The 21968-nt window shown below is 55.7% G+C and carries 16 protein-coding genes; 7 read left to right on the top strand and 9 right to left on the bottom strand.

Features of this window, described 5'->3' with window-relative positions; all coding sequences use genetic code 11:
• Positions 1 to 92: 92 nt before the first annotated feature.
• Positions 93 to 863: an ABC transporter permease gene (locus tag NWV12_RS03615; protein ID WP_023310428.1), complete on the bottom strand. Its 771-nt coding sequence runs from the start codon at positions 861 to 863 to the stop codon at positions 93 to 95.
• Positions 860 to 1786: an ABC transporter ATP-binding protein gene (locus tag NWV12_RS03610; protein ID WP_032660633.1), complete on the bottom strand. Its 927-nt coding sequence runs from the start codon at positions 1784 to 1786 to the stop codon at positions 860 to 862. The genes NWV12_RS03615 and NWV12_RS03610 overlap by 4 nt, the downstream gene beginning before the upstream one ends.
• Before the next feature lie 107 nt (positions 1787 to 1893).
• Here NWV12_RS03610 and can point away from each other — a divergent pair, with 107 nt between their 5' ends.
• Entirely contained in the window at positions 1894 to 2556 is a 663-nt protein-coding gene (gene can, locus NWV12_RS03605; protein ID WP_008501947.1) for a carbonate dehydratase, read from the top strand.
• Between the two features lie 61 nt (positions 2557 to 2617).
• Here can and hpt read toward each other — a convergent pair whose 3' ends face one another.
• Entirely contained in the window at positions 2618 to 3154 is a 537-nt protein-coding gene (hpt, locus tag NWV12_RS03600; protein WP_008501948.1) for a hypoxanthine phosphoribosyltransferase, read from the bottom strand.
• Between the two features lie 208 nt (positions 3155 to 3362).
• Here hpt and NWV12_RS03595 point away from each other — a divergent pair, with 208 nt between their 5' ends.
• Positions 3363 to 5753, top strand: coding sequence for a glucose/quinate/shikimate family membrane-bound PQQ-dependent dehydrogenase (locus NWV12_RS03595; RefSeq protein WP_039260774.1), 2391 nt, complete (start codon positions 3363 to 3365; stop codon positions 5751 to 5753).
• Positions 5754 to 5885: 132 nt separating this feature from the next.
• Here the strand turns inward: NWV12_RS03595 and cueO are convergent, their stop codons facing one another.
• Positions 5886 to 7454, bottom strand: coding sequence for a multicopper oxidase CueO (gene cueO, locus NWV12_RS03590; protein ID WP_048978999.1), 1569 nt, complete (start codon positions 7452 to 7454; stop codon positions 5886 to 5888).
• A 145-nt stretch (positions 7455 to 7599) separates the two neighbouring features.
• Between cueO and NWV12_RS03585 the strand changes: the two genes are divergently transcribed.
• The 3 genes from NWV12_RS03585 (at position 7600) to speD (ending at position 9727) form a co-directional block, all read left to right on the top strand.
• Positions 7600 to 7947: a YacC family pilotin-like protein gene (locus tag NWV12_RS03585; RefSeq protein WP_014882582.1), complete on the top strand. Its 348-nt coding sequence runs from the start codon at positions 7600 to 7602 to the stop codon at positions 7945 to 7947.
• A 115-nt stretch (positions 7948 to 8062) separates the two neighbouring features.
• A complete protein-coding gene (gene speE / locus NWV12_RS03580; protein WP_023310424.1) occupies positions 8063 to 8932 on the top strand; it encodes a polyamine aminopropyltransferase in 870 nt (289 codons plus the stop codon).
• Positions 8933 to 9727: an adenosylmethionine decarboxylase gene (gene speD, locus NWV12_RS03575; RefSeq protein WP_032649781.1), complete on the top strand. Its 795-nt coding sequence runs from the start codon at positions 8933 to 8935 to the stop codon at positions 9725 to 9727. It begins immediately after the preceding gene.
• A gap of 31 nt (positions 9728 to 9758) precedes the next feature.
• Here the strand turns inward: speD and yacL are convergent, their stop codons facing one another.
• Together yacL and acnB are read right to left on the bottom strand one after the other, a co-directional pair.
• Entirely contained in the window at positions 9759 to 10121 is a 363-nt protein-coding gene (gene yacL / locus NWV12_RS03570) for a protein YacL (protein ID WP_023310423.1), read from the bottom strand.
• A gap of 190 nt (positions 10122 to 10311) precedes the next feature.
• On the bottom strand, positions 10312 to 12909 hold the full coding sequence (gene acnB, locus NWV12_RS03565) for a bifunctional aconitate hydratase 2/2-methylisocitrate dehydratase (RefSeq protein WP_033144650.1): 2598 nt from the start codon (positions 12907 to 12909) through the stop codon (positions 10312 to 10314).
• Positions 12910 to 13308: 399 nt separating this feature from the next.
• On the opposite strand from acnB, the gene NWV12_RS03560 reads away from it, so the two are divergent.
• Together NWV12_RS03560 and NWV12_RS03555 are read left to right on the top strand one after the other, a co-directional pair.
• Positions 13309 to 14865: a DUF3300 domain-containing protein gene (locus NWV12_RS03560; RefSeq protein ID WP_048979000.1), complete on the top strand. Its 1557-nt coding sequence runs from the start codon at positions 13309 to 13311 to the stop codon at positions 14863 to 14865.
• A gap of 10 nt (positions 14866 to 14875) precedes the next feature.
• Positions 14876 to 15667 (top strand): DUF2950 family protein, encoded by a 792-nt coding sequence (locus NWV12_RS03555; RefSeq protein WP_048979049.1) that lies wholly within the window; start codon positions 14876 to 14878, stop codon positions 15665 to 15667.
• A gap of 53 nt (positions 15668 to 15720) precedes the next feature.
• On the opposite strand, the gene lpdA is transcribed toward NWV12_RS03555, so the two are convergent.
• The 3 genes from lpdA to aceE form a co-directional block, all read right to left on the bottom strand.
• Positions 15721 to 17145 (bottom strand): dihydrolipoyl dehydrogenase, encoded by a 1425-nt coding sequence (lpdA, locus tag NWV12_RS03550; RefSeq protein ID WP_003856313.1) that lies wholly within the window; start codon positions 17143 to 17145, stop codon positions 15721 to 15723.
• Between the two features lie 175 nt (positions 17146 to 17320).
• Positions 17321 to 19216, bottom strand: coding sequence for a pyruvate dehydrogenase complex dihydrolipoyllysine-residue acetyltransferase (aceF, locus tag NWV12_RS03545; RefSeq protein WP_039260787.1), 1896 nt, complete (start codon positions 19214 to 19216; stop codon positions 17321 to 17323).
• Positions 19217 to 19230: 14 nt separating this feature from the next.
• Complete coding sequence (gene aceE / locus NWV12_RS03540; RefSeq protein ID WP_023310418.1) at positions 19231 to 21894, bottom strand: pyruvate dehydrogenase (acetyl-transferring), homodimeric type; 2664 nt, start codon at positions 21892 to 21894, stop codon at positions 19231 to 19233.
• Positions 21895 to 21968: the final 74 nt, after the last annotated feature.

Raw genomic sequence — 21968 nt, 5'->3', positions numbered from 1 at the left:
AGCAGGCAAGTAGTTTAGCGGAGTGAAGGTTAGCTTACGGTGATAACTGTCAAAGAAAGTGCCCGGCAAACAGAGCGTCGCCGGGCAAAAGATTAGCTGCGCAGCCCGCGTCCGCGCTGGATCAGCGACCAGCAGAGCAGGTAGAAGGCGATGATGAACACCACCAGTACCGCCACCGTGGTAAACAGCGGCACATCGGTGATGCCGAGGAAGCCAAAGCGGAACCCGCTGATCATGTAGACAATCGGGTTCAGGTGCGACAGCGCCTGCCAGAACGGTGGCAGCAGCGTCAGGGAGTAGAACACCCCACCGAGATAGGTCAGCGGCGTCAGCACGAAGGTCGGGATCAGGCTGATATCGTCAAACGTTTTGGCGAACACGGCGTTCAGCAGACCGGCCAGCGAGAACAGGATCGCCGTCAGGAGCAGCGTCAGCGCGACAAACAGCCACGAGTGGACCTGGAACGGCACGAAGAACAGCGAAATCGCCGTGACCAGGATCCCCACGCACAGCCCGCGCGCCACGCCGCCGCCGACATAGCCCGCGATAATAACGTGCGTCGGCACCGGCGCGACCAGCAGCTCTTCAATATTGCGCTGGAACTTGGCGCTGAAAAACGACGACGCCACGTTGGCATAGGCGTTGGTGATCACCGCCATCATGATCAGGCCCGGCACGATAAACTGCATATAGGTAAAGCCGTGCATCTCACCAATCCGGGAGCCAATCAGGTTACCGAAGATGATGAAATAGAGCGTCATCGTGATGACCGGCGGCACCAGAGTTTGCACCCAGATACGCATAAAGCGGTTGATCTCTTTCGCCCAGATACTTTTCAGCGCGACCCAGTAAAGATGCGTCATGCCTTGTCTCCTTGTTTGTCATGTACCAGAGAGACAAACAGCTCTTCCAGTCGGTTCGCTTTGTTACGCATACTTAAAACCTGAATCCCCTGCGCGCTCAGCTGTGAGAACACGCTGTTAATCCCCTGCTCGCGCAGCACTTCCACTTCCAGTGTCGAGGTATCCACCAGACGATAGTTGTAGCCTTCAAGTTTTGGCAGCGCGCTTTTCGCCGCCAGATCGAGAATGAAGGTTTCGGATTTCAGCTTGGAAAGCAGATTCTTCATCGAGGTGTTCTCCACCAGCTCGCCGTTCTGAATGATGCCGATATTGCGGCACAGCATTTCAGCCTCTTCAAGGTAGTGGGTGGTCAGAATAATGGTGGTGCCTTTGTCGTTGAGATCTTTCAGGAAGCCCCACATGGAGCGACGAAGTTCGATGTCAACACCCGCTGTCGGTTCATCGAGGATCAGCAGCTTTGGCTCGTGCATCAGCGCACGGGCGATCATCAGGCGGCGCTTCATCCCGCCGGACAACATGCGCGCGCGTTCGTTACGCTTTTCCCACAGATCGAGCTGCTTAAGGTATTTTTCGCTACGCTCGAGGGCCTCTTTACGCTCAACGCCGTAATAGCCCGCCTGGTTAACGACAATTTGCTGCACCGTCTCGAACGGGTTGAAGTTGAACTCCTGCGGAACCAGCCCCAGCTGGCGCTTGGCGTTCACCACGTCTTTTTGCAGGTCGTACCCAAAGACGCTCACCCGGCCGGACGTTTTATTGACCAGCGAGCTGATAATCCCAATGGTGGTCGATTTCCCGGCCCCGTTCGGCCCCAGAAGCGCGTAAAAATCGCCGGCCTCTACTTTCAGATCTATTCCGCGTAGCGCCTGAACGCCACCCGGATAGGTTTTTTTAAGCTGCTCAAGCTCCAGTGCAATTGCCATGAAATTAACTTACCTTCAGTTCTTACACACGTTGTGTGGTTTCATTAAAAGTCGGGTTACCCTATAGTAGCGCAACGCAATAACTCGGTTACAGGTCGCTAACCTCCATGAACAACATAGATACACTCATCAGCAACAATGCACTATGGTCAAAAATGCTGGTGGAGGAAGACCCCGGATTTTTTGGAAAACTCGCGCAGGCTCAGAACCCACGCTTTCTCTGGATTGGATGTTCCGACAGCCGCGTACCGGCGGAGCGCCTGACCGGCCTTGAACCCGGCGAACTGTTTGTTCACCGCAATGTCGCCAATCTCGTGATTCACACCGATCTCAACTGTCTTTCTGTTGTTCAGTATGCCGTGGACGTTCTGCAAGTCGAGCACATCATCATTTGCGGCCATTATGGCTGCGGCGGCGTGCAGGCGGCGGTTGAAAACACGGAACTGGGGCTCATTGATAACTGGCTACTGCACATCCGCGATATCTGGTTCAAACATAGCTCACTGCTGGGCGAAATGCCGCAGGAGCGTCGCATGGATACCCTTTGCGAACTCAACGTGATGGAGCAGGTGTATAACCTGGGCCACTCAACGATCATGCAATCAGCGTGGAAACGCGGGCAGAAGGTCTCTATCCACGGCTGGGCGTACGGGATTCACGATGGCCTGCTGCGCAATCTGGAAGTGACCGCCACCAACCGCGAAACGCTGGAGCAGCGTTACCGTTCGGGGATTGCTAACCTTCAGCTTAAGCATGTAAATCATAAATAAAGCCGGGGATTTTCTCCCTCTCCCTATGGGAGAGGGCCGGGGTGAGGACATCAGCCCTCGATTACTCGTCCAGCAATACTACTTTCCCAACATACGGCAGATGACGATAGCGCTGCGCGTAGTCAATGCCGTAACCGACGACGAATTCGTCAGGAATCGAGAAGCCCACGAACTCTACCGGCACCTGCACTTCACGACGGTCGGGTTTGTCCAGCAGCGTACAAATCGCCAGAGATTTTGGCTCGCGCAGGCTCAGGATCTCGCGCACTTTTGACAGCGTGTTGCCGGAGTCGATGATGTCCTCAACGATCAACACATCTTTGCCACGAATATCTTCATCCAGATCTTTCAGGATTTTCACATCACGGGTAGTGGACATGCCGCTGCCGTAGCTGGAGGCGGTCATAAAATCGACCTCATGGGGCACATGCACCTCGCGGCACAGGTCTGCCATGAACATGAAAGAACCGCGCAACAGACCGACCAGCACCATTTCGCTGCCGCTGTCCTTGTAATGTTCGGTGATTTGACGACCCAGTTCGGCGATACGCGCTTTGATCTCGGCTTCCGGGATCATCACTTCAACAGTATGTTTCATATTACTAACCAAATGATTTTAATGAAAATCTCTCAATGCTGGTGAATTCATCTCCGGCATCGATACGCAAGCCAGCCATTATATCAGCAAATGGATAACCCTGGCGTATGAGTTATAAAAAGCAAATATTGTGATTCCGATCACACTTGTTAATACCTATAATTAGTTGCTAGCAAATTATTAACAAAAACTGACGAGTACACTTTCTATGGCTGAAACAAACTCTAAACAGCCGCGTCTACTGGTGACATTAACAGCCGCATTCGCAGCCTTCTGCGCGCTGTATCTGTTAATCGGTGGCGTCTGGCTGGTCGCTTTAGGCGGCTCCTGGTACTACCCGATTGCGGGTCTGGTTATGGTTGGCGTAACCGTCCTGCTGTTGCGTAGAAAACAATCTGCGCTGTGGCTGTATGCCGCCCTCCTTCTTGCCACCATGATCTGGGGCGTCTGGGAAGTCGGGTTCGACTTCTGGGCACTGACGCCGCGCAGCGACATCCTGGTCTTCTTCGGTATCTGGCTGATCCTGCCGTTCGTCTGGCGTCGCCTGATTGTGCCGTCCAGCGGTGCTGTGGCGGGCCTGGTTGTTGCCCTGCTGATTACCGGCGGCATTCTGACCTGGGCCGGCTTTAATGACCCGCAGGAGATCAACGGTACGCTGAACGCAGAATCCACGCCTGCTGCGGCTATCTCGCAGGTCGCTGACGGCGACTGGCCAGCGTATGGTCGTAACCAGGAAGGTCAACGTTACTCCCCGCTGAAGCAGATCAACGCGGACAACGTCAAAAACCTGAAGGAAGCCTGGGTATTCCGTACCGGCGACCTGAAGATGCCGAACGATCCGGGTGAACTGACCAACGAAGTCACGCCGATTAAAGTCGGCAATATGCTCTACCTGTGTACGGCGCACCAGCGTCTGTTCGCGCTCGACGCGGCCACCGGTAAAGAGAAATGGCACTTCGATCCGCAGCTGAATTCCAACCCGTCCTTCCAGCACGTCACCTGCCGCGGCGTCTCTTACCATGAAGCGCGCGCCGATAATGCGAGCCCGGAAGTGGTTGCTGACTGTCCTCGCCGCATCATGCTGCCGGTGAACGATGGCCGTCTGTTCGCCATCAATGCCGAAACGGGCAAGCTGTGCGAAACCTTTGCCAACAAAGGTATCCTGAACCTGCAGACCAACATGCCGGACACCACGCCGGGTCTGTATGAGCCAACCTCACCACCAATCATCACCGATAAAACCATCGTGATTGCCGGTTCGGTAACGGATAACTTCTCCACGCGTGAAACCTCCGGCGTAATCCGTGGTTTCGACGTGAACACCGGTAAACTGCTGTGGGCCTTCGACCCGGGCGCGAAAGATCCCAACGCGATCCCGTCGGACGAGCACACCTTTACCTTTAACTCGCCAAACTCCTGGGCACCCGCGGCGTATGACGCGAAGCTGGACCTGGTCTATCTGCCAATGGGTGTGACCACGCCAGATATCTGGGGCGGTAACCGCACGCCGGAGCAGGAGCGTTATGCGAGCGCTATCGTGGCGCTGAATGCGACCACCGGTAAGCTGGCATGGAGCTACCAGACCGTTCACCACGATCTGTGGGATATGGATATGCCGTCCCAGCCGACGCTGGCGGACATTACCGTTGATGGCAAAACCGTTCCGGTGATTTACGCGCCGGCCAAGACGGGCAACATCTTCGTGCTGGATCGCAGCAACGGTAAGCTGGTTGTGCCAGCACCGGAAAAACCGGTTCCGCAGGGCGCGGCGAAAGGCGATTACGTCAGCAAAACCCAGCCGTTCTCTGACCTGAGCTTCCGTCCGAAGAAAGACCTCAGCGGTGCGGACATGTGGGGTGCCACCATGTTTGACCAGCTGGTGTGCCGCGTGATGTTCCACCAGCTGCGCTATGAGGGCATCTTCACGCCGCCGTCTGAGCAGGGCACGCTGGTCTTCCCGGGTAACCTGGGGATGTTCGAGTGGGGCGGGATCTCCGTTGACCCTAACCGTCAGGTGGCAATTGCCAACCCGATGGCGCTGCCGTTCGTTTCCCGCCTGATCCCACGCGGTCCGGGCAACCCAATGGAGCAGCCGAAAGACGCGAAAGGCAGCGGTACCGAAGCCGGCATTCAGCCGCAGTACGGCGTACCGTTTGGCGTAACGCTGAACCCGTTCCTGTCGCCGTTTGGTCTGCCGTGTAAACAGCCTGCCTGGGGTTATATCTCCGGTCTGGATCTGAAAACCAACCAGATCGTATGGAAAAAACGTATTGGTACGCCACAGGACAGCATGCCGTTCCCGATGCCGGTTCCGGTGCCGTTCAATATGGGTATGCCAATGCTGGGTGGCCCAATTTCCACCGCCGGTAACGTGCTGTTCATCGCGGCAACCGCAGATAACTACCTGCGCGCGTACAACATGACCAACGGTGAAAAACTGTGGCAGGGCCGTCTGCCGGCGGGTGGACAGGCCACGCCGATGACCTATGAAGTGAATGGCAAGCAGTACGTTGTCATCTCAGCGGGTGGTCACGGTTCGTTTGGCACGAAGATGGGCGACTATATCGTCGCGTATGCGTTGCCTGACGAAGGCAAATAAAAGCAAAACGGCAACTTCGGTTGCCGTTTTTGTGTTTGTTCCCTCTCCCTGTGGGAGAGGGTCAGGGTGAGGGCATCAGGCCGCACCTGCGAAATCCAGGCCGGGTAAGGTGAAGCCGCCACCCGGCTTTTTTTATACGGTAAAGCCGAGCATCATCCCCGTATCTTCATGCTCCAGCAGGTGGCAGTGCGCCATATAGGCAAACTCTTTCGGCGCCTCGTGGTCAAACTTCACCAGCACCTCGCTGACGCCGCCCTCCACTCTCACCGTATCTTTCCAGCCCGCGCGATGCGCATCCGGCGCTTTGCCGTTCTCTGTGAGAATGCGGAACTGGGTGCCGTGGATATGGAACGGGTGCAGCATCATGTCCCCTTCGCCTGAAATCACCCAGCGCTCAAGCTGACCCTTTGTCGCAGCAAACATCGGCGTGTTCATGTCGAACGCTTTGCCGTTGATCATGTTGGCGTTGTGGAAATCAAAGCCATGGTCGCCGTGATTCATATTCCCCATGCCGCCCATTTTGCCGTGGTCCATATTCATGTGGCCCATCATCTGGCCGTGCTGCATCCCCGCCATCGCCTTATCGCCATATTTCGCCATCAGCGCCTGCATGCCCATCATATCGAGCATCGGGTTCATGGAGAGCTGCAGCTTGCGCTGCGTAAGCCCCTCCAGCGACGGGAGGGCTGGCAAAGTGGTTAACGTATCAGGCAGCGTGCCGGATGCGGCCACCAGCAATGGCTGAATACGCAGCACCGGATGCGGCTTATCAAACGGTGCGACCGCCATCCCCATCTGGCTCACCGGCAGCGTCACGAGGTCAAACGGCTTGCCGTCGCTGATATCCACCAGCACCTCAAAGCGTTCGCCCATGAGCATCGGCAGCTCGCTCACCGTCACCGGCTCCGGCAGCAGCCCGCCGTCGCTGGCTACCACGTACAGCGGGCGTTTATCGCTGGCGGCGAAATTGAGCGAGCGCGCGTTACAGCCGTTGAGCAGGCGCAGGCGCAGCCAGCCTTTCGGCGCGGCGTGCTGAGGGTAAATGGTGCCGTTGGTCAGCAACGTGTCGCCAAACCAGCCTACCGCCGCGCTCATCACGTCCAGCTGATAGTCAATTTGCCCGTCAGCGTTGAATTTCTTGTCCTGCACAATCACCGGTACATCGTCGATGCCCCACTGTTTCGGCAGGCGCAGCAGGCGGCTTTCGTCGTCTTCAATCAGCACCAGCCCCGCCAGCCCCATCGCCACCTGATGGCCCGTTTTGCCATGCTGATGCGGATGGAACCAGCAGGTCGCCGCGCGCTGATCGGGCGTAAAGGTCACGCTGCGCGTACCGCCCGCTTTGATGATGCCCTGCGGCCCGCCGTCCACCTCGCCCGGCACTTCCAGCCCGTGCCAGTGCAGCGTCGTCTCTTCGGCGAGCGTGTTGTGGATATCCACCGTCACCGCTTTCCCTTTACGTAGCTGAAGCGCCGGACCGAGCAAATTGCCGTTATAGCCCCACGTCGTGGCGTTGTGCTCGCCGAACGTCGTTTTACCGGCCTGAACCACAAGCTGGATACGGCTGCGGGCGTCAGCGGTCAGTAAGTCAGGAATGGGTAAGGCAGGCCTGTCGGCCGCGAAAACCGCGCGGCTCCAGAGTGGTAATGCGCTGGCAGCCCCCAGCACAGCGGAATATTTTAAAAAATCACGACGTTGCATGTTCATTTCCTTATTTCCAGCAGGCGATCTTTTGAGCATAAACCCTCCCCTTACCGGAAGGTCAAGTCAAGCGGCAATAATAAAGATCGTCGCACCGGCATCAAGTATGCTAACGTTAATTTTCCGTGAAGAAGTGGTAGAAGCAATGAAGACGTTTTTCAGGACAATTTTGTTCGGAAGCCTGATGGCAATGTGTGCGAACAGCTATGCGCTAAGTGAAAATGAAGCGGAAGATATGGCCGATTTAACGGCGGTTTTTGTATTCCTGAAAAATGATTGTGGCTACCAGAATTTACCCAACGGGCAGATTCGCCGCGCGCTGGTCTTTTTTGCCCAGCAAAACCAGTGGGATCTCAGCAACTACGACAGCTTCGACATGAAGGCGCTCGGCGAAGACAGCTACCGTGACCTAAGCGGTATTGGTATTCCCACTGCCAAAAAATGCAAAGCGCTGGCTCGCGACTCACTCAGCCTGCTCGCCTACGTCAAATAACCTTCCCGACGCCCCCTGTTGAACCTATAGCCGTGCAACCACGGTTATAGTTAGCTATCATGTTTCGCTCATTTTTTGTGAGCGTAACGGATGTTAACAAAGGAGGAGTCCGCGTATGGCCGACCACACGTTGTGGCATGAAACACTGCATGACCAGTTTGGTCAGTACTTTGCCGTTGATAACGTGCTCTATCATGAGAAAACCGATCACCAGGATCTCATCATCTTCGAAAACGCCGCCTTTGGCCGCGTGATGGCGCTGGACGGCGTCGTGCAAACCACCGAGCGCGACGAGTTTATCTATCACGAAATGATGACCCACGTTCCGCTGCTGGCGCACGGTCACGCGAAGCATGTCCTGATTATCGGCGGCGGCGACGGCGCAATGCTGCGTGAAGTGTCCCGCCATCGTTCCATTGAAACCATCACCATGGTGGAAATCGATGCGGGCGTCGTCTCTTTCTGCCGCCAGTATCTGCCCAACCACAATGCCGGTAGCTATGACGATCCGCGCTTTAGCCTGGTGATTGACGACGGCGTTAACTTTGTTAACCAGACCTCGCAGACCTTTGACGTCATTATCTCCGACTGCACCGACCCAATCGGCCCCGGCGCGTCGCTGTTTACCTCCTCCTTCTACGAAGGCTGCAAGCGCTGCCTGAACCCGGGCGGGATCTTCGTCGCACAAAATGGCGTCTGCTTCCTGCAGCAGGATGAAGCGCTCGACAGCCATCGTAAGCTCAGCACCTATTTCGATGACGTCAGCTTCTATCAGGCGGCCATTCCGACGTACTACGGCGGGATCATGACCTTTGCCTGGGCGACCGATAACGACGTATTACGCCATCTCTCCACCGAAATTATTCAGGCCCGCTTCCATCAGGCCGGTCTTCAGTGCCGATACTACAATCCGGCTATCCATACCGCAGCGTTTGCGCTGCCGCAGTACCTGCAAGACGCATTATCCACTAAGGGGGTGAGCTAATTGAAAAAGCTTAAACTGCATGGCTTTAACAACCTGACGAAAAGCCTGAGTTTTTGTATTTACGATATCTGCTATGCCAAAACAGCGGAAGAACGCGATGGTTACATCGCCTATATCGACGAACTCTACAACGCCAACCGTCTGACCGAGATCCTGTCAGAAACCTGTTCCATTATTGGCGCAAACATCCTGAACATCGCCCGACAGGATTATGAACCTCAGGGCGCCAGCGTGACCATTCTGGTCAGCGAAGAGCCGGTCGACCCGAAGCTTATCGACAAAACTGAACATCCGGGCCCGCTGCCGGAAGTGGTCGTGGCCCACCTGGATAAAAGCCATATCTGCGTGCACACCTACCCGGAGAGTCACCCGGAAGGCGGGCTGTGCACGTTCCGCGCCGATATTGAAGTGTCGACCTGCGGCGTGATTTCACCGCTGAACGCGCTGAACTATTTAATCCACCAGCTGGAATCGGACATCGTCACCATTGATTATCGCGTGCGTGGTTTTACCCGCGATATCAACGGCATGAAGCATTTCATCGACCATGAGATCAACTCCATCCAGAACTTTATGTCCGAGGACATGAAATCGCTGTACGACATGATGGACGTGAACGTGTATCAGGAAAACATCTTCCATACCAAGATGTTACTTAAGGAATTTGACCTTAAGCACTATATGTTCCACACGAAGCCGGAAGATTTGAGCGAAGAAGAGCGTAAGGCGATTACTGACCTGCTCTGGAAAGAGATGCGCGAGATTTACTACGGCCGCAATATTCCGGCCGTGTAAGAGCAAGCCGGAGCAGGGATGCTCCGGTCTGTTACTTCTGTTTCATAAAGTCGCGGTAGGCATTTACCACCTGAAGGAAATCCTCTACGCCGCACATCGACAGGCTTTCTTCGTCGTAGTAGCTCATCCCCTCTTCCATCTCGTCACCTGAAAACTCGAGCTGGTTGGCACGCACCATGACCTCTTCACCGTCCATCCACAGCGTATATTCATGCCCGGCGCGCTGCCAGGATCGTTCACTGCCTTTCACCGTATTTGCCGCCTGTTCAACTTCATCAAGAAGTGCGAGATTTTCTTTCACCTCTTCGTTAAACCAGTGTCCAACGGCTTCGTGGCCCATCGACATACGCACTTTCACCACTCCGGTGATGTCGCGCAGAAATTCGTAATCCATAGTGTTTTCCTCTGCAAAGCCATTAAGGTAATTATCGCAGCAGCGAGGAAGAAAAAAAGCGTGAGAGGTGGGAGGAATGAAAATAAAAAGGTGAGAGCAAGACCCTGCGGCCTGATGCCCTCACCCCGTCCCTCTCCCACGGGAGAGGGTGCAAACACTAAAAACCGTCTCGTGGAGACGGTTTTGCTGTTTATACCGCCGTCTGGAAGATCACCCCGTCAGCCTTCTCGGTGTACTGAGAGAGCTGGTCGAAGTTCAGATAGCGATAGGTATCCACCGCGGTCTTATCCACCTGAGCCACAAAGGTCTGGTACTCTTCCGGCGTTGGCAGTTTGCCAATCAGCGCCGCAACCGCCGCCAGCTCCGCAGAGGCCAGGAAGACGTTCGCACCGGTACCTAAACGGTTCGGGAAGTTACGGGTAGAGGTGGAAACCACCGTCGCACCGTCGGCTACGCGCGCCTGGTTGCCCATACACAGGGAACAGCCAGGGATTTCGATACGCGCCCCGCTCTTACCAAACACGCTGTAGTAGCCCTCTTCGGTCAGCTGAGCCGCGTCCATACGGGTTGGCGGCGCTACCCACAGACGGGTTGGCAGCTGGCCTTTGTGGGTATCCAGCAGCTTACCGGCAGCACGGAAGTGACCGATGTTGGTCATACAGGATCCGATGAACACTTCGTCGATCTTCTCGCCCTGAACCTCAGACAGCGGACGCGCGTCGTCCGGATCGTTCGGCGCACACAGGATTGGCTCTTTGATATCCGCCAGATCGATGTCGATCACCGCCGCGTACTCTGCGTCAGCATCGGCTTCCAGCAGCTGCGGATCGGCCAGCCATTTTTCCATGCCCTGGATACGACGCTCCAGCGTACGACGGTCGCCGTAGCCTTCTGCAATCATCCACTTCAGCAGCACGATGTTGGAGGTCAGATACTCAATAATCGGCTCTTTGTTCAGCTTGATGGTACAGCCAGCCGCAGAGCGCTCGGCGGAAGCATCGGTCAGCTCGAACGCCTGCTCCACTTTCAGATCCGGCAGACCTTCAATTTCCAGAATGCGGCCAGAGAAGATGTTTTTCTTCCCTTTCTTCTCAACGGTCAGCAGACCCTGTTTAATCGCATACAGCGGGATCGCGTGGACCAGGTCGCGCAGGGTGATGCCCGGCTGCATTTTACCTTTGAAGCGCACCAGCACCGATTCCGGCATATCCAGCGGCATCACGCCGGTCGCAGCAGCAAACGCCACCAGACCGGAGCCCGCCGGGAAGGAGATACCGATTGGGAAACGGGTATGGGAGTCACCGCCGGTACCGACGGTATCCGGCAGCAGCATGCGGTTCAGCCAGGAGTGGATTACGCCGTCACCCGGACGCAGGGAAACGCCGCCGCGGTTCATGATGAAGTCTGGCAGCGTGTGGTGCGTGGTCACGTCAACCGGCTTCGGATAGGCCGCCGTGTGGCAGAAGGACTGCATCACCAGATCAGAAGAGAAGCCCAGGCACGCCAGGTCTTTCAGTTCGTCACGGGTCATTGGGCCAGTGGTGTCCTGAGAGCCCACGGAGGTCATCTTAGGCTCGCAGTACGCGCCAGGACGAATACCGGCTACGCCGCACGCGCGCCCCACCATTTTCTGTGCCAGAGAATAACCGCGGTTGCTTTCAGCAACGTCTTTCGCCTGACGGAAAACGTCAGAGTGCGGCAGACCCAGCGCTTCACGCGCTTTGGTAGTCAGACCACGACCAATGATCAGCGGGATACGGCCACCGGCGCGCACTTCGTCGATCAGCACGTCGGTTTTCAGCTCGAAGCTTGCCAGCAGCTCGTTGGTCTCGTGGTTGCGCACTTCGCCTTTGTACGGGTAAACGTCAATCACGTCGCCCATGTTCAGGTTAGAAACGTCCACTTCGATCGGCAGGGCGCCCGCATCTTCCATGGTGTTGAAGAAGATTGGCGCAATTTTGCCGCCGAGGCACAGGCCGCCGCCGCGCTTGTTCGGCACGTGCGGAATGTCGTCGCCCATGAACCACAGCACGGAGTTGGTTGCGGACTTGCGGGAAGAACCGGTACCCACAACGTCACCCACATAAGCCAGCGGGAACCCTTTTTTCTGCAGGGCTTCGATCTGTTTGATCGGCCCGACGCTGCCCGGCTGATCCGGCTCAATACCTTCACGGGCGTTTTTCAGCATCGCCAGGGCGTGCAGAGGGATATCCGGGCGAGACCACGCGTCCGGTGCCGGAGAGAGGTCATCGGTGTTGGTTTCACCGGTCACTTTAAAGACGGTAACGGTGATTTTTTCAGCCAGCGCTGGGCGGTTCAGGAACCATTCGGCATCAGCCCAGGACTGCATCACCTGCTTCGCATAGACGTTGCCCGCTTTGGCTTTTTCTTCCACATCGTAGAAGTTATCGAACATCAGCAGCGTGGACGAGAGCGCTTTAGCGGCAATCGGTGCCAGCTTGTCGTTATCCAGCGCGTCAATCAGCGGATGAATGTTGTAACCACCCTGCATGGTGCCGAGCAGTTCAATGGCTTTTTCAGGAGTAACCAGTGGGGAGGTGGCTTCGCCTTTGGCGATAGCAGCAAGGAATCCGGCTTTTACGTAGGCAGCTTCATCTACGCCAGGCGGTACGCGGTTGATCAGCAGATCTAACAGGAATTCTTCTTCGCCCTTAGGCGGGTTCTTCAGCAGCTCGACGAGCGCGGCCATTTGGGTTGCATCTAAAGGTTTGGGTACAATTCCCTCGGCGGCACGTTCTGCTACGTGCTTACGGTATTCTTCTAGCACGACGGTTCTCCTCGCTCTCATTGTCATATGCGGCGGGCGTTCTCTTCACGCTCCTGTGAGACAGCAGTTTGTAGGGTAAATGCCCGATACCGCGTCGGGCAGCATAGCAGGATTTCTGCACAGTGTTAATCCGTTTACAAAAAAGCAACATTAAAAAATTTGCTGAATCGTTAAGCATGGTGTAGCGGGGATTCAGGGCATATTTTTGCGGCATCTTCTGCACCGTGACACTTCAGTTTTTTCTTCATCAGATATAATTGTGTAATAAATACTCACACTCTTTATCCGGACGTCCCGGACGCTTCCCAATAAAAGTCAAAACAGTAAAAGGCGGGTGAATAATACTCACGCCAACCGTAACGCCTCACGGCACAGCGCTTGTCTCGTTGGAGTCATTTTATGAAGTTGCCCTTTAAGCCACATCTGCTCGTCCTTTTGTGCAGTGCCGGGCTGTTTGCCGCCTCGGGCGTCATGTTTGTCAAAGGCCGCGCCACGGAGCCCGCCGCGCCGGCCCCCGTCGCACAACAACCGGCTGCACCTGCGCCTGCCGCAGCCCAGCCCGCACCTGTTGTCGCGCCAGCCTACACTGCCGCGCAAATCGATCAATGGGTTGCTCCCATCGCGCTCTACCCGGATGCTCTGCTGTCGCAAATTTTAATGGCGTCGACCTATCCGGCCAACGTGATCCAGGCGGCGCAGTGGTCCAAAGACAACCCTAAAATGAAAGGGGACGTCGCGATTCAGGCCGTTGCCAGCCAGCCCTGGGATCCCAGCGTAAAATCGCTGGTCGCGTTTCCTCAGCTTATGTCCCTGATGGGTGAGAACCCGCCGTGGGTACAAAATCTGGGTGATGCGTTTCTCGCGCAGCCGAAGGACGTGATGGATTCCGTTCAGCGCCTGCGCGCGCTGGCGCAGAAGACCGGCGCTTTACAATCCACGCCCCAGCAGACGGTCACCACCGTGACAAAACCGGAGCCAGCGAAAACCAGCGCCACCGACGCAACAACAACCACGACGGCCGCGCCCGCTCCAACGGTAATCAAAATTGAATCTGCCGACCCGCAGGTTGTTTACGTCCCGACCTATAACCCCAATACGGTTTACGGGACCTGGCCAAACGCCGCCTATCCGCCCACCTATCTTCCGCCTACACCCGGGGAGCAGTTTGGCAACAGCTTCGTAAACGGTTTAGGCTTCAGCCTGGGCGTCGCCACAACCTATGCCATCTTCAGCAACATCGACTGGGATGATGACGATGACTGGGATCATCACCATGGCGACTGGGATAATCACGGCGGCTATAACCGCAACGGCGATAACAATATCAATATCAACGTTGAGAACTTCAATAAAATCAGCGGACAGCGCCTGACGGACGCCAACCGCACCTGGCAGCACAACCCGGCCTATCGGGAAGGCGTGCCCTATCCGACTAACCAGCTCAACACTCGCTTCCACTCCACCAACGCGGCGACAGGGCTCAGTTCAACGCAGCAAAAACCGGTTAACCGCGATAGCCAGCGTCAGGCCGCGCTAAGCCAGATGGAGAAATCCACGGGTAAAACCTTCCCCCAAACGGCGCGCACCGGAACGAAAGACGTGCAGCGTCAGGCCTCAGGTGAACAGCTGAAGCAGATTTCGCAGCGCAATAACTACCGCGGCTACGACACCAAACCGCAGACGGCGAAGCGGAGCACCGCGCAGCAGCGAGAAAATCGCCAGACCACCGCGCAGAGACAAGAGAAGCGGGCTTCGCAGCCCGCGCAGCAACGCACGCTCCAGCAGCGAAGCAGCCAGCCGCGGGCCAATGCGCTGAGCGGTAACGACAGCCGCTCGGCGAACTGGCAGGCGCAGCAGCAGCGCGGTGCGCAAAGCAGACAGCTCGCTGCGCGCCAGCAGCAGCCGCGTCAGGCGTCTGGTGGACGTGCTGAACGCCGTGAAATTCGACATCGCTAAGGGAACCGACATGAAACGTAAACTACTCAGCGGAATGGTGTTGTTCATGCTTTCGGCCCCGGTGATGGCGCAGCAGTCCTTTAGCACGCCCGATCGGGCAACCGATGCGCTGACCAAAGCCATCAGTGAGCAAAACGAGAGCACGATGACCAACCTGCTTGGAGAGAACTGGCGCGATTTTCTCCCGCCTGAGGGCGTTGATCCGGATGCTGTCGATCGCTTCCTGCGCGACTGGAACGTCCGTCATACCACGGTTGTCGAGGGAGATACGGCGCATCTGGTTGTCGGAGACAGCGGCTGGCAGCTTCCCATCCCGGTGATCAAAACCTCTGCAGGTTGGCAGTTCGACATCAAAGAAGGGGCTGAAGAGATCCTGACCCGTGAAATCGGGCGTAATGAGCTCGCCGCCATTGAAGCCTTGCATGCCTATGTTGATGCGCAGCAAAGCTATTTTGCGATGAACCAGAAATACGCGCAGAAGATTGTCAGCTCGAAAGGCAAAAAAGACGGTTTGTACTGGCCTGCCTCGCCCGGCGAAGCGCCCAGCCCGCTCGGCCCGGCATTTAGCCCAAAAGAGCCAGGTACCGGCTATCACGGCTATCGCTTCCGCATCCTGCCGGACAATCACGGTTTCGCGATGGTGGCCTGGCCGGTCAGCTATGGTCAGACGGGCGTCATGAGCTTTGTGATAAACCAGGACGACAAGGTGTACCAGTCCGATCTCGGCAGCGATTCAGAGCAGAAAGCCCGGGCGCTAGCCGCCTATAGCCCTGATAAAACCTGGCAGCCTGTGGCCCCCTGAACGCAGCGCATAAAAAAAGCGGCCATTGGCCGCTTTTTTTCATCTGAAGAAACTTATTTCTTCTTCGCTTTCGCGTTTGGCAGGTCGGTGATGCTGCCTTCAAACACTTCTGCCGCCAGGCCAACGGACTCGTGCAGAGTCGGGTGAGCGTGGATGGTCAGCGCGATGTCTTCAGCGTCACAGCCCATTTCGATAGCCAGACCGATTTCACCCAGCAGCTCGCCGCCGTTGGTACCGACAATCGCACCACCGATGACGCGGTGAGTCTCTTTGTCGAAGATCAGTTTGGTCATACCGTCAGCGCAGTCGGACGCGATAGCACGGCCAGAAGCAGCCCACGGGAAGGTGGCGGTTTCGTAGCTGATGCCTTTCTCTTTCGCTTCTTTCTCAGTCAGACCCACCCATGCCACTTCTGGCTCGGTGTACGCGATAGATGGAATGACTTTCGGATCGAAGTAGTGCTTCATGCCGGCGATAACTTCAGCGGCAACGTGACCTTCGTGAACACCTTTGTGCGCCAGCATTGGCTGACCGACGATATCGCCGATAGCAAAGATGTGCGGCACGTTAGTACGCAGCTGTTTGTCAACGCGGATAAAGCCACGGTCATCCACTTCCACGCCAGCTTTGCCCGCGTCGAGGTTTTTACCGTTCGGCACACGGCCGATAGCCACCAGCACGGCGTCGTAACGCTGTGGTTCGGATGGGGCTTTTTTACCTTCCATGGAAACGTAAATACCGTCTTCTTTCGCTTCAACGGCAGTCACTTTGGTTTCCAGCATCAGGTTGAATTTCTTGCTGATGCGTTTGGTGAAGACTTTAACGATGTCTTTGTCGGCAGCCGGGATAACCTGGTCGAACATTTCAACCACGTCGATCTCTGAACCCAGCGCATGGTACACGGTACCCATTTCCAGACCGATGATACCGCCGCCCATGACCAGCAGACGCTTAGGAACGGTTTTCAGCTCCAGCGCATCGGTGGAATCCCACACGCGTGGATCTTCATGCGGAATGAATGGCAGTTCGATTGGGCGAGAGCCTGCCGCGATGATCGCGTTGTCGAAGTTGATCACGGTTTTGCCGTTTTCGCCTTCCACTTCCAGGGTGTTCGCACCGGTGAATTTACCCAGACCGTTTACCACTTTCACTTTACGGCCTTTGGCCATACCCGCCAGACCGCCGGTCAGCTGAGTGATAACTTTCTCTTTCCAGGTACGAATTTTGTCGATATCGGTTTTCGGCTCGCCGAAGACGATACCGTGTTCAGCCAGCGCTTTGGCTTCTTCGATAACTTTCGCTACGTGCAGCAGCGCTTTAGAAGGGATACAGCCGACGTTCAGACAAACACCGCCGAGGGTGCTGTAACGTTCTACGATGACGGTTTCCAGACCTAAATCCGCTGCACGGAATGCTGCGGAGTAACCTGCCGGGCCTGCCCCAAGTACTACGACCTGAGTTTTGATTTCTGTGCTCATCATGACCTCTTAATTTATACCCGTCGTCCACCGGGTCGTTCTATCCGCCCGCAGTTTACAAAATTGTTAACAATTTTGAAACAACAAACGGCTCACGAATTGTCGCTTTCGCCAATAACCTCACAAACACCATGAGATTATCAGAAAAAAGCCGGCCGACTGGCCGGCTTTTCGATTACATCACCAGGCGGCGAATGTCGCTCAGCATGTTGTTGATGATGGTGATGAAGCGCGCACCATCAGCACCGTCGATCACGCGGTGGTCGAAGGACAGAGAGATTGGCATCATCAGACGCGGCACGAACTCTTTGCCGTTCCACACCGGCTCCATCGCGGACTTGGACACACCGAGGATAGCCACTTCCGGCGCGTTAACAATCGGTGCGAAGTGGGTGGTACCCAGGCCGCCGATGCTGGAGATAGTGAAGCAGCCGCCCTGCATTTCGCCGGCAGTCAGCTTACCATCACGCGCTTTTTTGGAGATCACGGTCAGTTCACGGGACAGCTCAGTGATGCTCTTCTTGTTCACGTCTTTGAAGACCGGAACAACCAGACCATTTGGCGTATCAACCGCAACACCGATGTTGATGTATTTCTTCAGCGTCAGCTTCTGGCCGTCTTCGGACAGGGAGCTGTTGAAGCGTGGCATCTGCTCAAGGGCAGCGGCAACGGCTTTCATGATGAAGACCACTGGGGTGAATTTCACGTCCAGTTTGCGCTTCTCAGCTTCAGCGTTCTGCTGTTTACGGAACGCTTCCAGATCGGTGATATCGGTTTTGTCGAAGTGCGTAACGTGCGGGATCATCACCCAGTTACGGCTCAGGTTAGCACCAGAGATTTTCTGGATGCGGCCCAGCTCCACTTCTTCGATTTCGCCGAACTTGCTGAAGTCCACTTTCGGCCATGGCAGCATACCCGGGATACCGCCGCCAGCGGCTGCAGCTGGTGCAGCTTCGGCGCGTTTCACCGCGTCTTTCACGTAGGTCTGAACGTCTTCGCGCAGGATACGACCCTTACGGCCGGTCCCTTTTACTTTCGCCAGGTTCACACCGAACTCGCGCGCCAGACGACGAATCAGCGGGGTAGCGTGGACGTAAGCGTCGTTTTCAGCGAACTCTGATTTTTCTGCTTTAGCAGCAGGGGCAGCGGCGGGTTTAGCAGCCTGAGCCGGTGCAGCAGCAGGTGCTGGAGCAGCCGCGGCTGCCGGAGCTGCGGCAGGCGCAGCGCCTTCCACTTCGAAGACCATGATCAGAGAGCCGGTAGACACTTTGTCGCCGGTGCTGATCTTGATCTCTTTAACGGTACCCGCGAACGGCGCAGGCACTTCCATAGAAGCTTTGTCGCCTTCAACGGTGATCAGTGACTGTTCAGCGGCAACTTTGTCGCCCACTTTCACCATCACTTCGGTCACTTCAACTTCGTCACCGCCGATGTCCGGTACGTTAACATCTTTCGCGCCGCCAGCAGCTGCTGGTGCAGCAGCCGGAGCCGGAGCAGCGGCCTGCGCAGGCGCTGCAGCAGGTGCAGCACCCGCCACTTCGAAGACCATGATCAGGGAGCCGGTAGACACTTTGTCGCCGGTGTTGATCTTGATCTCTTTAACGGTACCCGCGAACGGAGCCGGCACTTCCATAGAGGCTTTGTCGCCTTCTACGGTGATCAGTGACTGCTCAGCCGCAACGGTGTCGCCCACTTTCACCAGGATTTCAGTGACTTCAACTTCGTCACCGCCGATGTCAGGCACGTTCACTTCTTTCGCGCTCGCGGCAGCTGCTGGAGCAGCGGCGGCCGGAGCGGCTTTCTTCTCTTCCTGCGCAGGTGCAGCAGCTGCTGCACCGTCGGCGGAATCGAAAATCATGATCAGTTTGCCAGTCTCGGTTTTATCGCCAACAGAGACTTTGATCTCTTTAACGATGCCAGCCTGAGGAGACGGGACTTCCATAGAGGCTTTGTCGCCTTCTACGGTGATCAGCGACTGTTCAGCTTCAACTTTGTCGCCTACTTTGACCAGGATCTCGGTGATTTCAACTTCATCAGCCCCGATGTCCGGTACATTGATTTCGATAGCCATTATTCTTTTACCTCTTACGCCAGACGCGGGTTAACTTTTTCTGCATCGATGTTGAATTTGGTGATTGCGTCCGCAACCACTTTCTTATCGATTTCGCCACGTTTAGCCAGTTCGCCCAGTGCTGCTACAACCACGTAAGAAGCATCAACTTCGAAGTGGTGACGCAGGTTTTCGCGGCTGTCAGAACGACCGAAGCCGTCAGTACCCAGAACGCGATAATCATCAGCTGGAACGTAAGTACGAACCTGCTCTGCGAACAGTTTCATATAGTCAGTAGACGCCACCGCTGGCGCGTCGTTCATCACCTGAGCGATGTACGGAACGCGTGGAGTTTCCAGTGGGTGCAGCATGTTCCAGCGCTCACAATCCTGGCCATCACGCGCCAGTTCGGTGAAGGAGGTCACAGAGTACACGTCGGAACCCACGCCGTAGTCTTTCGCCAGAATCTGCGCTGCTTCACGTACGTGACGCAGGATAGAGCCGGAGCCCAGCAGCTGAACTTTACCTTTGCTACCTTCGATGGTTTCGAGTTTGTAGATACCTTTACGGATACCTTCCTCGGCACCTGCTGGCATTGCCGGCATGTGGTAGTTTTCGTTCAGGGTGGTGATGTAGTAGTAAATGTTCTCTTGCGCTTCACCGTACATGCGCTGCAGACCGTCATGCATGATGACTGCCACTTCGTATGCGTAAGACGGATCGTAAGAGATACAGTTAGGGATAGTCAGAGACTGAATGTGGCTGTGGCCATCTTCGTGCTGCAGACCTTCACCGTTCAGAGTCGTACGACCGGAGGTACCGCCTACCAGGAAGCCGCGAGCCTGCTGGTCGCCTGCCTGCCAGCACAGGTCACCGATACGCTGGAACCCGAACATGGAGTAGTAAATGTAGAACGGGATCATCGGCAGGTTGTTGGTGCTGTAAGAGGTCGCAGCAGCCAGCCAGGATGCGCCTGCGCCCAGCTCGTTGATACCTTCCTGCAGGATCTGACCTTTCTCGTCTTCTTTGTAGTATGCAACCTGCTCACGGTCCTGCGGGGTGTACTGCTGGCCGTTCGGGCTGTAGATACCGATCTGACGGAACAGACCTTCCATACCGAAAGTACGCGCTTCGTCGGCGATGATTGGAACCAGACGATCTTTGATCGACTTGTTCTTCAGCATCACGTTCAGGGCACGAACGAAAGCGATAGTGGTAGAGATCTCTTTGTTCTGCTCTTCCAGCAGCTGAGAGAAGTCTTCCAGCGCTGGCAGTTCCAGCTTCTCTGTGAAGTTAGGCTGACGAGCTGGCAGGTAGCCTTTCAGCGCCTGACGACGTTCGTGCAGGTACTTGTGCTCTTCAGAACCTTCCGGGAAGGTGATGTAAGACAGGTTTTCTACCTGCTCATCGGTCACTGGAACGTTGAAACGGTCGCGGATATAACGCACGCCGTCCATGTTCATTTTCTTAACCTGGTGAGCGATGTTTTTACCTTCTGCGGTATCACCCATGCCGTAACCTTTAATGGTATGGGCCAGGATTACAGTCGCTTTACCTTTGGTTTCACGCGCTTTTTTCAGTGCAGCGTAGACTTTCTTCGGATCGTGACCACCGCGGTTCAGAGCCCAGATCTGCTCATCAGTCCAGTCTGCAACCAGTGCTGCGGTTTCAGGATATTTGCCGAAGAAGTGCTCACGAACGTAGGCACCGTCTTTGGATTTGAAGGTCTGGTAGTCACCGTCAACGGTTTCGTTCATCAGCTGGATCAGTTTACCGCTGGTGTCTTTACGCAGCAGCTCATCCCAACGACCGCCCCACATGACCTTGATCACGTTCCAGCCAGCACCAGCGAAGATGCCTTCCAGTTCGTTGATGATCTTGCCGTTACCGGTTACCGGACCATCCAGACGCTGCAGGTTACAGTTGATGATGAAGCACAGGTTGTCCAGCTTCTCACGGGTTGCGATGGTGATCGCACCTTTGGATTCTGGCTCATCCATTTCGCCGTCGCCCAGGAAGGCGTAAACGGTCTGCTCAGAGGTGTCTTTCAGACCACGGTGTTCCAGGTATTTCAGGAATTTAGCCTGATAGATCGCACCGATTGGGCCCAGACCCATAGATACGGTCGGGAACTGCCAGAATTCAGGCATCAGTTTAGGGTGCGGGTAAGAAGACAGACCTTTACCGTGAACTTCCTGACGGAAGTTGTTCATCTGCTCTTCAGTCAGACGACCTTCCAGGAATGCACGTGCATAGATGCCCGGAGAGATGTGGCCCTGGAAGTACACCAGATCGCCGCCGTCTTTCTCGTTCGCTGCACGGAAGAAGTGGTTGAAGCACACTTCGTAAACGGTTGCAGAAGACTGGAAGGACGCCATGTGGCCACCCAGTTCCAGGTCTTTCTTGGATGCGCGCAGAACGGTCATGATGGCGTTCCAGCGGATTGCAGAACGGATACGACGTTCCAGATCCAGATTGCCCGGGTATTCCGGTTCGTCTTCGACGGCAATCGTGTTTACGTAGTTGCTAGCCCCTGCACCTGAAGCAACCTTCACACCGCCTTTGCGGGCTTCAGAAAGCAGCTGATCAATCAGATACTGAGCGCGCTCAACACCTTCTTCACGGATGACCGATTCGATCGCCTGTAGCCAGTCGCGAGTTTCGATCGGATCCACGTCATTTTGGAGACGTTCTGACATGGGGGTATTCCTTATCTATCTAATACGTTGATTTGTCTGGAACCTGTCCCATTGTGCTATTTGTTCTTAATATT

The sequence above is a fragment of the Enterobacter sp. Crenshaw genome (genome assembly GCF_024734705.1).
Taxonomy (GTDB): domain Bacteria; phylum Pseudomonadota; class Gammaproteobacteria; order Enterobacterales; family Enterobacteriaceae; genus Enterobacter; species Enterobacter asburiae_B.
The sequence above is the reverse complement of the archived record's forward strand: the minus strand, read 5'-3'. Positions and strand labels throughout refer to the sequence as shown.

Bases quoted from the DNA above. Each gene is read 5' to 3' on its own strand.
- hpt (WP_008501948.1), bottom strand. From the start codon at position 3,154: ATGAAACATACTGTTGAAGTGATGATCCCGGAAGCCGAGATCAAAGCG.
- yacL (WP_023310423.1), bottom strand. From the start codon at position 10,121: ATGGATTACGAATTTCTGCGCGACATCACCGGAGTGGTGAAAGTGCGT.
- lpdA (WP_003856313.1), bottom strand. From the start codon at position 17,145: ATGAGCACAGAAATCAAAACTCAGGTCGTAGTACTTGGGGCAGGCCCG.
- aceE (WP_023310418.1), bottom strand. From the start codon at position 21,894: ATGTCAGAACGTCTCCAAAATGACGTGGATCCGATCGAAACTCGCGAC.
- aceF (WP_039260787.1), bottom strand. From the start codon at position 19,216: ATGGCTATCGAAATCAATGTACCGGACATCGGGGCTGATGAAGTTGAA.
- speE (WP_023310424.1), top strand. From the start codon at position 8,063: ATGGCCGACCACACGTTGTGGCATGAAACACTGCATGACCAGTTTGGT.
- NWV12_RS03615 (WP_023310428.1), bottom strand. From the start codon at position 863: ATGACGCATCTTTACTGGGTCGCGCTGAAAAGTATCTGGGCGAAAGAG.
- NWV12_RS03595 (WP_039260774.1), top strand. From the start codon at position 3,363: ATGGCTGAAACAAACTCTAAACAGCCGCGTCTACTGGTGACATTAACA.
- NWV12_RS03555 (WP_048979049.1), top strand. From the start codon at position 14,876: ATGAAACGTAAACTACTCAGCGGAATGGTGTTGTTCATGCTTTCGGCC.
- NWV12_RS03585 (WP_014882582.1), top strand. From the start codon at position 7,600: ATGAAGACGTTTTTCAGGACAATTTTGTTCGGAAGCCTGATGGCAATG.
- NWV12_RS03610 (WP_032660633.1), bottom strand. From the start codon at position 1,786: ATGGCAATTGCACTGGAGCTTGAGCAGCTTAAAAAAACCTATCCGGGT.
- NWV12_RS03560 (WP_048979000.1), top strand. From the start codon at position 13,309: ATGAAGTTGCCCTTTAAGCCACATCTGCTCGTCCTTTTGTGCAGTGCC.
- can (WP_008501947.1), top strand. From the start codon at position 1,894: ATGAACAACATAGATACACTCATCAGCAACAATGCACTATGGTCAAAA.
- cueO (WP_048978999.1), bottom strand. From the start codon at position 7,454: ATGCAACGTCGTGATTTTTTAAAATATTCCGCTGTGCTGGGGGCTGCC.